The following is an 11,521-nucleotide window of genomic DNA, read 5'->3' as shown; positions in this document are numbered from 1 at the left end:
GGCCTCGTGCTGACTCATCTCGATTCCCAAGGTCGCGCCAACATGGTCGACGTCACTGAAAAAGCCGTGACGTTCCGTGAAGCGACCGCCCAGGCGCTGGTGCGCATGCAGCCCGAAACCCTGCAAATGATCGTCAGCGGCGGTCACCCCAAGGGTGATGTGTTCGCCGTGGCGCGCATTGCCGGCATTCAAGCGGCGAAGAAAACCAGCGATCTGATTCCCCTGTGCCACCCGTTGATGCTCACCGGCGTCAAGGTCGAGCTCAGTGCCGAAGGCGACGATACCGTGCGCATCGTCGCGCGTTGCAAGTTGTCCGGGCAGACCGGCGTCGAAATGGAAGCCCTGACCGCCGCCAGTGTCGCCGCGCTGACCATCTATGACATGTGCAAGGCCGTTGACCGGGGCATGACCATTGAAAGCGTGCGGCTGCTGGAGAAAATCGGCGGCAAGAGCGGGCACTTCCAGGCAGATCCGTCATGAAGGTCACGGTGAAGTTTTTCGCCCGTTACCGCGAAGCCCTGGGCGTGGACTCGGTCAAGGTTGAAGGCGACTTCGCCACGGTCGATGACGTGCGGGCGCTGCTGGCGCAACGCGACGGTGCCGACGTGTTGAGCGAACAAAACCTGATGTGCGCCCGCAACGAAGACCTCTGCCAGCTCGACGAGCCGGTGGTCGACGGCGATGAAGTGGCGTTCTTTCCGACCGTGACCGGGGGCTGAGCATGGCGATTCGCGTGCAAGCCACGGCGTTCGATCCGGGGTCTGAAGTCAACGCCATGCACGCCGCCAATGTCGGCGTCGGCGCGGTGGTGAGTTTTGTCGGCTACGTGCGCGACTTCAATGACGGGCTCGATGTTGCCGGGATGTTCCTCGAACACTATCCAGGCATGACCGAAAAGGCCCTGGGCAAGATTGCACTGGAGGCCGAACAGCGCTGGCCGCTGCTCAAGCTGGAAGTGCTGCACCGCATCGGCGCTCTGGAACCGGGCGAGCCGATCGTCTTCGTCGGCGCCGCCAGCGCCCACCGCCAAGCCGCGTTCGATGCCTGCGCCTTCGTCATGGATTACCTGAAAACCCGCGCGCCGTTCTGGAAGAAAGAAAACACCAGCGACGGACCGCGCTGGGTGGAAGGGCGCGACAGTGATCATGCGGCGGCGGATCGTTGGAAGAAATAATTTTGCAGCGCGCTTAAGTACGCCTTCGCGGGCAAACCTCGCTCCTACAAGTTTTGTGTCGTTCACCGAATGTGTGAACAACCGTAGGAGCGAGGCTTGCCCGCGAAGAGGCCCTCCGCACCACCAAAAATCCCCCCTGACTCACCACCCGACCAGAGGCGCAGCAGATCCACGCGCGCGATTGACGATTTGTACGTAAAAGTCCAGTATGGAATTACAAGTACAAAAAGTACCCGTTCCAGCTCTTCTTCTCTCTTGCCAAACCAACAACAACCCGCGAGAAAACGAACATGAAGAAATTCCCACTCATTACCGGTCTGGCCCTGAGCCTGTTGGCGTGCAGCAGCGTGTTCGCCGCCGAGAAAACCCTGCGCATCGGCATCGAAGCCGCGTATCCGCCGTTCGCCTCCAAGACCGACAAAGGCGAGATCGTCGGTTTCGACTACGACATCGGCAACGCCTTGTGCGCGCAGATGAAGGTCAAGTGCACCTGGGTCGAAGGTGAGTTCGACGGTCTGATTCCTTCCCTGAAAGTGAAGAAAATCGACATGGCGCTGTCGTCCATGACCATCAACGAAGACCGCAAGAAGTCGGTGGATTTCACCCACAAGTACTACTTCACCTCCTCGCGGCTGGTGATGAAGGAAGGCGCGACGGTGGATGATCAGTACGCCAGCCTCAAGGGCAAGACCATTGGCGTGCAGCGCGCGACCACCACCGACCGTTACGCCACTGAGGTGTTCGAACCCAAGGGCATCAACGTCAAGCGCTACGGCAACAACGAAGAAATCTACATGGATCTGGCCGCCGGTCGCCTCGATGCGATTTTTGCCGACACCATTCCGCTCAGTGACTTCCTGTCGATGCCTCGCGGCAAGGGCTACGCGTTTGTCGGGCCGGAGCTGAAAGACCCGAAATACGTGGGCGAGGGCGCCGGGATTGCCGTGCGCAAGGGCAATACCGAGTTGGTCAGCGAGCTGAATGCGGCGATTGATGGCATTCGTGCGAGTGGCGAGTATCAGAAGATTTCCGACAAGTATTTCAAGTCGGATATCTACGGCGATTGATTAACCGCCTTCGCGGGCAAGCCTCGCGCCTACAGGTATACGCATTCCACCTGTAGGAGCGAGGCTTGCCCGCGAAGAGGCCCGCTCAAACAACACACCTCAAAATGCCTAACCCTTCAATTCCTTCAAATGCTTGTACACCGTCGCCCGCCCCATGTTCAGCACATTGGCCACATAGTTCGAGGCGCTTTTGCCCTTGAACGCCCCTTCGGCGTGCAGCGCCAGTACCAGTTCGCGTTTGTGGTCGCGGGTCAGCACGTTCAGGCTCAACTGACGTTCGCGCAGCCAGGCATGCAGGAAGGTGTTGATCCGTTCCTGCCAGTCATCGCGAAACAGGGCGTCCGGTTGCGGGATCAGCTTGGTCGGCGACAGGAACAGATCCAGCGCCGCCTTGGCATTTTCGAACAGCGAAATATTCAGGTTGATGCACAGCACCGCCAGCGGGTGGCCGTCACTGTCACGCAGCACGCTGCTGAGGCTGCGAATCTTCTGACCGTCCCAATTGAGCTTTTCGTACGGCCCGATGTTTCGTTCGCTGACCTCTTCGCTGAGCATGTCCTCCAGCGCCGAGTCGTCACCGATTTCCCGTTTCGACAGGTTGTTGGCGATGTAATCGACTTTTTGCGTGCGCAAATCGTGCAGCACCACCTCGGCGTGAGGAAAGAACAGCGTGGCGATGGCGTCGGCGATCGCCCGGAAGTTGTCCAGGGCCAGGTCTTGTTCAGGTGCATTCATACAGGGAGCTCCAGGCAACGTCAGCGCCCCATCAAACAGGGCGCTGGAAGTTTGCCGCAATCGGGTCGGCACGTCACTCACGCGGCTCAGCCCAGGCGTGCCGGGGAGAGCATTGCGGCGTCCAGGCCGAATTGGCGCAGCTGTTGCGGCAAGGCTTCGCCGCGCACCAGCGCCGCGCTGGCCTGGCCCATGGCCGGTGAGGTCTGGATGCCGTAGCCCCCTTGCGCCGCAACCCAGAACAGTCCCGGCACCTGCGTATCGAAACCGGACAGCAAATCACCGTCAGCCACGAAACTGCGCAGCCCGGCCCAGGTGCGGGTCGGGCGGCGGATGGTCAGGGTGGTGGCTTCTTCGATTTGGTAGATGCCCATGGCGATGTCCAGTTCTTCGGGCTGGACGTCGTGGGGTTCCACCGGGTCGGCGTTGGCGGGCGAACCGAGGAACATGCCGGCATCAGGCTTCATATAGAAGGATTCGTCGAGCGCCACCAGCATTGGCCAGTGGTGGATGTCCACGCCCTCGGGGCCGGCGAAGATGAACGCTGCGCGGCGTTTCGGTTGCAGGCCCAGTGATGCGGCGCCGGCCAGCGCACCGACCTTGTCGGCCCAGGCGCCGGCGGCGTTGATGATGATCGGTGCGGTGAAGGTCTGGCCGTTGGTCTGCACGTGCCATACACCGTCGGCGTCACGGGCCAGGCCCAGGACTTCGCTGTCGGTGTGGACTTCACCTTTATTGCGCTTGATCCCGCGCAGATAACCCTGGTGCAAGGCGTCGGTATCGATGTCGCTGGCGGTCGGGTCGTAGATCGCGCCGTGGACTTTTTCCCGGCGCAGGATCGGCAGGCGCGCACAGGCTTCTTCGGCGCTGAGCAGTTGCATCTGCGGCACCGTGGCTTTGGCACTCAGGTATTGATTGTTCAGCTCGGCCGGATCACCGGTGAAATCCACGGTCATCTCGCCACGTGGGGTCAGCAGCGGGTGATCGCAGAAACCGGCGGGCGGGGCGTCGAAGAAGTCGCGGCTGGCCTGGGTCAACGCGCGCACTTGCGGTGTGCCATAAGCGGCGGTGTACAGCGCCGCCGAACGTCCGGTGGAGTGATAGGCCGGATGGGTTTCGCGCTCCAGCACGATGACGCGTGCGTGCTGCGACAGCCAGTACCCGGTGGAAGCGCCGGCAATCCCGCCGCCGATGATGATGAAGTCTGCCTGGCTCATGAACGTCTCCTGAAAAGGCGCAAATAATGTGTGTGCGTAGGAGCGAGGCTTGCCCGCGAAGGCGGTGTGTCAGTAGACAAATATGGAGACTGACACACTGCCTTCGCGGGCAAGCCTCGCTCCTACAGGGGCGGGGTTAGTGCTGGAGGTGGTAAAGGGCATTGGCCAGCGCAATGTCTTCCAGGCCCAGGCCTATGGAGCGGAAGAACACATGACGGTCGTAGCCCGGACGCTGCACTTTCTCGCTGAGCAAATCCGGCAAGTCGCCGACAATCGCATTTTTGTCCCAGCCATGCTGTTCACCGGCAATCAGCATTTCACCCGCCGAGCCTGGGGTGGTCTGACGATAGTCGCAGAACACCTGCATGTCGTTGAGGCGCTGGGGTGGCACTTCGTGGGCCCGTGGGGCGTTGGTGCTGATCGAGGTGATCAGGGCGGGTTTGCTCAGGGTGGCCGGATCGATCACCGGGCCGGCGGACGAGGTGCAGAGCATGATCACGTCGGCGTCGTGAATCGCTGCTTCGCGACTGTCGACGAGGCTCAGCCGTGAGTCGAGGCTTTGCAGGTGTGCCCGAGCCTCGGCATCCAGTTCGCTCAAGCCTGGCGAGAACAGGCTGATGCTCTGCCAGTCCCGCAGGTCCTTGACGTAGTGCAAATGCGCCTGGGCCACTTTGCCACTGCCGATAATCGCCAAACGTCGGGCGTTCAGCGGGGCGAGGGCGTCGACTGCTACGGCGGTGGTCGCGGCGGTGCGGGCGGTGGTCAGTTCCCCGGCATCGCACAGCAACAGCGGCTGGCCGGTTTGCATCGACATGAGCAACGTCCACGCGGTCACCAGCGGACCTTGTTCACGCACGATATAGGGCGAAGTCTTGATCCCGTAGACGCCATCTTCGGCCAACACGCCCAGATAGTTGATGAAGTCGCCTGCGCCCTGGGGGAATTCCACCAGTTGCTGCGCCGGTTGCACGGCTTGCCCGGCGGCCAGGTCGCGGAACAGTTTGCGCAGGATCTGCGGTACATCGACCTGGGCCAGCAGCTCGCGGGCCTGATGTTGGTGGATCACGTAGGGCGTACTGGACATGCTCGGCTCCGGGCGCTGAAAGTAAACTTATTTGTCCATTATGGACTTTTAGTGTTCTTGAGCAAGCCCTGTTAAAAAGCCGAGGCGAAAAAAAAGCGCAGTCCGTTGCCGGCTGCGCCTCCCTTCAGTGCGCCTGGGTTACGGGCGCTTGCGCTCAACCGCCCGCAGTAGATGCGTCGGTGGCGTTTCACAGCTGATTTTCTTGCCCAGCAGCGCCTCGATGGACGGTAGCTGGTAGGAGTCATCTTCGCCTGCGAAGCTGATGGACACCCCATCAGCGCCCGCACGACCCGTCCGACCGATGCGGTGCACATAGTCGTCCGGCACTTCCGGCAGGGTGAAGTTGATCACGTGGCTGATGCCGTCGATGTGGATGCCGCGACCGGCAACATCGGTGGCCACCAGCACGCGGATCTTGCCTTCGCGGAAACCTTCCAGGGTCTTGATCCGCTTGTGCTGCGGCACATCGCCGGACAGCTGCGCAGCGTTGACGCCATCGCGCACCAGGCGTTCTTCGATGCGCCGCACTTCATCCTTGCGGTTGGCGAAGACCATCACCCGCTCCCAACCGTTGTCGGTGACCAGGTTGTAGAGCAGTTTGTATTTGTCGGCACCGGCCACGGCGTAGATATGTTGCTCGACGTTTTCGCTGGCCACGTTCTGCGCTTCGATCTCGACGATCGATGGCTCGGTGGTCCATTGCTTGGCCAGGTTCATCACGTCTTCGGTAAAGGTCGCGGAGAACAGCAGCGTCTGGCGCTCGTTCTTCGGCGGGGTCTGGCGAATGATCTGACGCACTTGCGGGATGAAACCCATGTCGAGCATGCGGTCGGCTTCGTCCAGGACCATCACTTCGACCATGTCCAGGTGCACGTCGCCGCGCTGGTTGAAGTCCAGCAGGCGGCCCGGGGTGGCGACGAGGATGTCGCAGTGACGGGCTTCGAGGTGCTTGAGCTGCTTGTCGAAGTCCATGCCGCCGACGAACGTCATGACGTTGAGGCCGGTGTACTTGGTCAGGTCGGCCGCGTCCTTGGCGATCTGCACCACCAGTTCGCGGGTCGGCGCAATGATCAGCGCCCGCGGTTCACCCATGTAACGCTCTTTCGGCGGAGGGGTTTCCAGCAACTGGGTGATGATTGAAATCAGGAACGCGGCGGTTTTGCCGGTGCCGGTCTGGGCGCGACCGATGGCGTCTTTGCCGGCCAGGGTGAAGCCCAGGACTTGCGCCTGGATCGGCGTGCAATATGGAAAGCCCAGGTCCTGGATGGCGTGCATCAGTTCCGGGGCGAGCTTGAAATCGTGGAAACGGGTCTTGCCTTCCATGGGCTCGACGGCGAAGTCTTCGAGTTTCCAGGGAATGACCGGGGCTTTTGGCTTGGGTTCGCGACGCGGTTTTGCAGGTTTCGGGGTTTCGCTGAGCGGTTGTTCGGCAGCGATTGCCTCGACAGGTGGGGCGGCCGGTGTGGTCACGGGCTCTTGTTTCGGTGCCGCTGCGGCTGCGGTCCGGCCAGGCTGACGACCGTCGGTGCGGTGGCTGGTGGTGTGAGACGGAGCGCTGGCGACTGGCGCGAGCTGCTCAGTCTCGCTTTTACCGAACATTTTTTTGAGTGCTTTGAGCACGGTCATCTCATCAATTGGTTAAGGAATGTACGCCGGCCAGTGTAATGCAAGAAACGGGCGCGGCGTAGCGGGATGATCAAAGGAAGCTAAAGGACGTTCTGTTCATATAAAGAGTTAACGCAAGCGCTCGGCGAGCCAGACACCGATATCGCTAATTTCTTCGGGTAACACTTCGTGGCCCATTGGGTATTCCTGCCATGTCACGGTGACACCACGCTGCTTTAAATGCTCATAAGCGCTACGGCCCATGGCGTTTTGCACAACGTCATCGTACTGGCCGTGCAGGCTTAGCACCGGAATGCGTTGCTGGCTGGCGGACAGCTCCAGTTCATCGCTGAAGGTCGGTGCATAAGTCGACAGGGCAAGTACGCCGCCCAGCGGGCCCTGCCATTTCAGGAAAGCGCTGTGCAACACCACCGCGCCACCCTGGGAAAACCCGGCGAGAAAGATGCGCGAGGCGTCTATTCCGCTGGCTTTCTGCTCTTCGATCAACGCGATGACCATGTCCGCGGACTCATCCAGTTGCTCGCGGCTGATCGCGCGCGCCGGGTTCATGGCCAATATGTCGTACCAGCTCGGCATCTCGTAGCCACCATTAATGGTGACAGCCCGGGTCGGCGCCTGGGGCAGAACGAAACGGGTGGTCAGCAAGCTTTCTTGAAGCGTTTCGGCCACCGGGAGAAAGTCGTAGCGGTCGGCGCCCAGGCCGTGCAGCCAGATAACGCAGGCGTCTACTGGCTTGCCGGGCTGAAGAATCAAGGGCTGGGTCATGTCTGCTCCAATTTTGTGCGTGCGCTCTCATTGAGTGCGAGATGTGAGTGCGCGTCTGGTTGATCAGTTAAGAAGATGTCGCAAGGCTACAAGTTTTGCTATTGACCTGTCGCTGAATCGCTTGAGCGAGCGGTGTGGTACGGGCTTTGCTATGGGGAAACCTGTGCAACCAATCTCGCGCCTGGCGGTAACACTATCAGTGTACTGCCGAGGACGGGATAGCAAAGAATCCGGTGATGGATGTTCGCCAGCGGCCGTTACGGGCTTAGCGAACGTGAAAGGGCTACAGCCCGTTCGGCCGATTGGTGAGAAGCGAGTGATCCATGATGTGGATTTTCTCCTAATAGACTCATAGCGACGGTCCTGACGTCGGTTGACCCCAAAAAAAGCCAACACGGGTCAACAACGCCTCAAAAGGGTGCGACGGGACTCAGCTCCGACACAACAAGAGCAAAACTGGAGGTTTGAATGAAAATGTTGAAATCCACCCTGGCTATCGTGACTGCAGCCGCAGTGCTCGGTGTCAGCGGGTTCGCTCAGGCGGGTGCAACCCTGGATGCAGTGCAGAAGAAAGGTTTTGTACAGTGCGGCGTGAGTGACGGCCTGCCGGGTTTCTCGGTTCCGGACTCCACCGGCAAGATCCTCGGGATCGACGCTGACGTCTGCCGTGCTGTGGCCGCTGCCGTATTCGGCGACGCCAACAAGGTCAAGTTCAGCCAGTTGAACGCCAAGGAGCGCTTCACCGCGTTGCAGTCCGGCGAGATCGACATTCTCTCCCGTAACACCACCATGACCAGTTCCCGCGATGCGGGCATGGGCCTGAAATTCCCTGGCTTCATCACTTATTACGACGGCGTGGGCTTCCTGGCCAACAGCAAGCTGGGCGTGAAAAGTGCCAAGGAACTGGACGGTGCAACCATCTGCATCCAGGCCGGTACCACCACCGAGCTGAACGTTTCCGACTACTTCCGTGCCAACAACCTGAAGTACACCCCGATCACCTTCGATACCTCCGATGAAAGCGCCAAGTCGCTGGAATCCGGTCGTTGCGACGTGCTGACCTCCGACAAGTCGCAGCTCTACGCACAGCGCAGCAAACTGGCTTCGCCAAAAGACTACGTGGTACTGCCGGAAACCATCTCCAAAGAACCACTGGGTCCAGTCGTGCGTAACGGCGACGACGAGTGGCTGGCGATCGTTCGCTGGGTTGGCTACGCGCTGTTGAACACCGAAGAAGCCGGTGTTACCTCGAAAAACGTACTGGAACAAGCCAAGTCCACCAAGAACCCTGACGTTGCCCGTATGTTGGGTGCCGACGGTGAATACGGTAAGGACCTGAAACTGCCGAAGGACTGGGTCGTCAAGATCGTTTCCCAAGTCGGTAACTACGGCGAAATCTTTGAGAAAAACCTCGGCAAGAGCACCCCGCTGGAAATCGACCGTGGCCTGAACGCCCTGTGGACCAACGGCGGCATTCAATACGCACCACCAGTGCGCTGATGGTTCTATCACCCGGTGGGCCAACCACCGGGTGATGTTCTGTTCCATTATTTCCGGGGCACTCCATGCAAAAATCAATCGGCGCACCAAAGCAGAGGCTCAGCCTCAGCGATCCAAAAGTGCGTGCGTGGCTATTTCAGATCATCACCATCGTCGCGGTTGTCGCGATGGGCTGGTATCTGTTCGACAATACGCAAACCAACCTGCAACACCGGGGCATTACCTCCGGCTTCAGTTTTCTGGATCGCAGTGCCGGGTTCGGCATCGCTCAACACCTGATCGACTACACCGAATCGGACACGTATGCCCGGGTGTTTGTCATCGGCCTGCTCAACACCTTGCTGGTGACGGTCATCGGCGTGGTCCTGGCGACCCTGCTCGGTTTCATCGTCGGCGTGGCACGGCTGTCGCCGAACTGGATCATCAGCAAACTGGCGACGGTTTACGTGGAAGTCTTCCGTAACATTCCGCCGTTGCTGCAAATCCTGTTCTGGTACTTCGCGGTGTTCCTGACCATGCCGGGCCCGCGGGCCAGTCATAACTTCGGCGACACCTTCTTCGTCAGCAGCCGTGGCCTGAACATGCCGGCCGCGCAAATGGCGGACGGGTTCTGGGCGTTCTTCGTCAGTGTCGTTATCGCTATCGTCGCCATCGTGCTGATGTGCCGTTGGGCCAACAAGCGCTTTGAAGCCACCGGCGTACCGTTCCACAAGTTCTGGGTCGGCCTGGCGCTGTTCCTGGTGATCCCGGCGCTGTGCGCGCTGATCTTCGGCGCCCCGTTGCACTGGGAACTGCCGAAGCTGCAAGGCTTCAACTTTGTCGGTGGCTGGGTCCTGATCCCGGAACTGCTGGCCTTGACCCTGGCCCTGACCGTGTACACCGCGGCGTTTATCGCCGAGATCGTGCGTTCGGGCATCAAGTCGGTCAGCCACGGCCAGACCGAAGCCGCGCGTTCCCTGGGGCTGCGCAACGGTCCGACCCTGCGCAAGGTGATCATCCCGCAAGCCCTGCGCGTGATCATCCCGCCGCTGACCAGCCAATACCTGAACCTGGCGAAGAACTCCTCGCTGGCGGCCGGTATCGGTTATCCGGAGATGGTGTCGTTGTTTGCCGGTACGGTGCTGAACCAGACCGGACAGGCGATCGAGGTGATTGCGATCACCATGAGCGTGTACCTGGCGATCAGTATCAGCATTTCCCTGCTGATGAACTGGTACAACAAGCGCATTGCGCTGATCGAGCGGTAAGGAAAAGCGCATGAGTACTCATACTTTCAAGCCTGACATGCCACCACCGAGCAGCAGCATCGGCGTGGTGGCGTGGATGCGCGCCAACATGTTCTCCAGCTGGATCAACACCCTGCTGACCCTGTTCGCGTTCTACCTGATCTACCTGATCGTCCCACCGATCCTGGACTGGGCCATCCTCGACGCCAACTGGGTCGGCACCACTCGCGCCGACTGCACCAAGGAAGGCGCCTGCTGGGTGTTCATCCAACAGCGTTTCGGCCAGTTCATGTACGGCTACTACCCGGTGGACCTGCGCTGGCGCGTGGACCTGACCGTGTGGCTGGCGGTCATCGGCGTGGCACCGTTGTTCATCTCGCGCTTTCACCGTAAAGCGGTGTACGGGCTGAGCTTCCTGGTGGCGTACCCGATCATTGCCTTCTTCCTGTTGCATGGCGGCCTGTTCGGCATGACCAACGTGGCGACCAGCCAGTGGGGCGGCCTGATGCTGACCCTGGTGATTGCTACCGTCGGTATCGCCGGTGCGTTGCCGCTGGGGATCGTCCTGGCGCTGGGTCGACGTTCGAACATGCCGGCGATTCGGGTGGTCTGCGTGACCTTCATCGAATTCTGGCGCGGCGTGCCGTTGATCACGGTGCTGTTCATGTCTTCGGTGATGCTGCCGCTGTTCCTGCCCGAAGGCATGAACTTCGACAAACTGCTGCGGGCCCTGATCGGCGTGATCCTGTTCCAGTCGGCCTACGTGGCCGAAGTGGTGCGCGGCGGTCTGCAAGCGATCCCCAAAGGTCAGTACGAAGCGGCCGCAGCGATGGGCCTCGGTTACTGGCGCAGCATGGGCCTGGTGATTCTGCCGCAAGCCTTGAAGCTGGTAATCCCTGGCATCGTCAACACCTTCATTGCGCTGTTCAAGGACACAAGCCTGGTGATCATCATTGGCCTGTTCGACCTGCTCAACAGCGTCAAGCAAGCCGCCGCCGACCCGAAATGGTTGGGCATGGCCACTGAAGGCTACGTGTTCGCGGCCCTGGTGTTCTGGATTTTCTGTTTTGGTATGTCCCGCTACTCCATGCATTTGGAACGTAAGCTGGACACTGGCCACAAGCGTTAGG

At 60.4% G+C, this 11,521-nt stretch carries 12 protein-coding genes; 7 read left to right on the top strand and 5 right to left on the bottom strand.

The features are described 5' to 3' along the window. The first annotated feature begins 6 nt into the window (after window positions 1–6). The 4 genes from moaC (at window position 7) to ACZ89E_RS17485 (ending at window position 2,241) form a co-directional block, all read left to right on the top strand. A complete protein-coding gene (gene moaC / locus ACZ89E_RS17500) occupies window positions 7–480 on the top strand; it encodes a cyclic pyranopterin monophosphate synthase MoaC (RefSeq protein WP_476256133.1) in 474 nt (157 codons plus the stop codon). Continuing rightward, window positions 477–719: a MoaD/ThiS family protein gene (locus tag ACZ89E_RS17495; protein ID WP_149657491.1), complete on the top strand. Its 243-nt coding sequence runs from the start codon at window positions 477–479 to the stop codon at window positions 717–719. The genes moaC and ACZ89E_RS17495 overlap by 4 nt, the downstream gene beginning before the upstream one ends. 2 nt (window positions 720–721) lie before the next feature. Beyond that, the gene (moaE, locus tag ACZ89E_RS17490; RefSeq protein ID WP_149657490.1) at window positions 722–1,174 is read left to right on the top strand and encodes a molybdopterin synthase catalytic subunit MoaE; all 453 of its coding nucleotides are present in this window, start codon (window positions 722–724) and stop codon (window positions 1,172–1,174) included. 290 nt (window positions 1,175–1,464) lie between these two features. Then, window positions 1,465–2,241, top strand: a complete 777-nt coding sequence (locus ACZ89E_RS17485; RefSeq protein WP_149657489.1) for an ABC transporter substrate-binding protein — start codon at window positions 1,465–1,467, stop codon at window positions 2,239–2,241. Between the two features lie 108 nt (window positions 2,242–2,349). Here the strand turns inward: ACZ89E_RS17485 and ACZ89E_RS17480 are convergent, their stop codons facing one another. The 5 genes from ACZ89E_RS17480 to ACZ89E_RS17460 all read right to left on the bottom strand — a co-directional run bounded on the left by ACZ89E_RS17480 (window position 2,350) and on the right by ACZ89E_RS17460 (window position 7,665). After that, complete coding sequence (locus ACZ89E_RS17480; RefSeq protein ID WP_149657488.1) at window positions 2,350–2,976, bottom strand: helix-turn-helix transcriptional regulator; 627 nt, start codon at window positions 2,974–2,976, stop codon at window positions 2,350–2,352. Window positions 2,977–3,062: 86 nt separating this feature from the next. Next, entirely contained in the window at window positions 3,063–4,190 is a 1,128-nt protein-coding gene (locus ACZ89E_RS17475) for an NAD(P)/FAD-dependent oxidoreductase (protein ID WP_149657487.1), read from the bottom strand. 136 nt (window positions 4,191–4,326) lie between these two features. Continuing rightward, the gene (locus ACZ89E_RS17470) at window positions 4,327–5,274 is read right to left on the bottom strand and encodes an ornithine cyclodeaminase family protein (RefSeq protein ID WP_476256132.1); all 948 of its coding nucleotides are present in this window, start codon (window positions 5,272–5,274) and stop codon (window positions 4,327–4,329) included. A 138-nt stretch (window positions 5,275–5,412) separates the two neighbouring features. After that, a complete protein-coding gene (gene rhlB / locus ACZ89E_RS17465) occupies window positions 5,413–6,900 on the bottom strand; it encodes an ATP-dependent RNA helicase RhlB (protein WP_149657485.1) in 1,488 nt (495 codons plus the stop codon). A gap of 108 nt (window positions 6,901–7,008) precedes the next feature. Then, entirely contained in the window at window positions 7,009–7,665 is a 657-nt protein-coding gene (locus ACZ89E_RS17460) for an alpha/beta hydrolase (RefSeq protein ID WP_476256131.1), read from the bottom strand. A gap of 468 nt (window positions 7,666–8,133) precedes the next feature. Here ACZ89E_RS17460 and ACZ89E_RS17455 point away from each other — a divergent pair, with 468 nt between their 5' ends. The 3 genes from ACZ89E_RS17455 to ACZ89E_RS17445 all read left to right on the top strand — a co-directional run bounded on the left by ACZ89E_RS17455 (window position 8,134) and on the right by ACZ89E_RS17445 (window position 11,520). Continuing rightward, window positions 8,134–9,165, top strand: a complete 1,032-nt coding sequence (locus tag ACZ89E_RS17455) for an amino acid ABC transporter substrate-binding protein (protein WP_149657483.1) — start codon at window positions 8,134–8,136, stop codon at window positions 9,163–9,165. Between the two features lie 65 nt (window positions 9,166–9,230). Next, the gene (locus tag ACZ89E_RS17450) at window positions 9,231–10,412 is read left to right on the top strand and encodes an amino acid ABC transporter permease (protein ID WP_149657482.1); all 1,182 of its coding nucleotides are present in this window, start codon (window positions 9,231–9,233) and stop codon (window positions 10,410–10,412) included. 10 nt (window positions 10,413–10,422) lie between these two features. Further along, complete coding sequence (locus tag ACZ89E_RS17445) at window positions 10,423–11,520, top strand: amino acid ABC transporter permease (RefSeq protein WP_149657481.1); 1,098 nt, start codon at window positions 10,423–10,425, stop codon at window positions 11,518–11,520. Window position 11,521 lies beyond the last annotated feature (1 nt).

The sequence above is a fragment of the Pseudomonas sp. TE3899 genome, from assembly GCF_056279105.1.
Note: the sequence above shows the minus strand (reverse complement) of the source record. Positions and strands in the feature narration are given on the sequence as shown.

What these genes read in the sequence shown, in the direction of transcription:
- ACZ89E_RS17495 (WP_149657491.1), top strand. Translation starts at nt 477, where the DNA reads ATGAAGGTCACGGTGAAGTTTTTCGCCCGTTACCGCGAAGCCCTGGGC.
- moaE (WP_149657490.1), top strand. Translation starts at nt 722, where the DNA reads ATGGCGATTCGCGTGCAAGCCACGGCGTTCGATCCGGGGTCTGAAGTC.
- ACZ89E_RS17485 (WP_149657489.1), top strand. Translation starts at nt 1,465, where the DNA reads ATGAAGAAATTCCCACTCATTACCGGTCTGGCCCTGAGCCTGTTGGCG.
- ACZ89E_RS17480 (WP_149657488.1), bottom strand. Translation starts at nt 2,976, where the DNA reads ATGAATGCACCTGAACAAGACCTGGCCCTGGACAACTTCCGGGCGATC.
- ACZ89E_RS17475 (WP_149657487.1), bottom strand. Translation starts at nt 4,190, where the DNA reads ATGAGCCAGGCAGACTTCATCATCATCGGCGGCGGGATTGCCGGCGCT.
- ACZ89E_RS17470 (WP_476256132.1), bottom strand. Translation starts at nt 5,274, where the DNA reads ATGTCCAGTACGCCCTACGTGATCCACCAACATCAGGCCCGCGAGCTG.
- rhlB (WP_149657485.1), bottom strand. Translation starts at nt 6,900, where the DNA reads ATGACCGTGCTCAAAGCACTCAAAAAAATGTTCGGTAAAAGCGAGACT.
- ACZ89E_RS17460 (WP_476256131.1), bottom strand. Translation starts at nt 7,665, where the DNA reads ATGACCCAGCCCTTGATTCTTCAGCCCGGCAAGCCAGTAGACGCCTGC.
- ACZ89E_RS17455 (WP_149657483.1), top strand. Translation starts at nt 8,134, where the DNA reads ATGAAAATGTTGAAATCCACCCTGGCTATCGTGACTGCAGCCGCAGTG.
- ACZ89E_RS17450 (WP_149657482.1), top strand. Translation starts at nt 9,231, where the DNA reads ATGCAAAAATCAATCGGCGCACCAAAGCAGAGGCTCAGCCTCAGCGAT.
- ACZ89E_RS17445 (WP_149657481.1), top strand. Translation starts at nt 10,423, where the DNA reads ATGAGTACTCATACTTTCAAGCCTGACATGCCACCACCGAGCAGCAGC.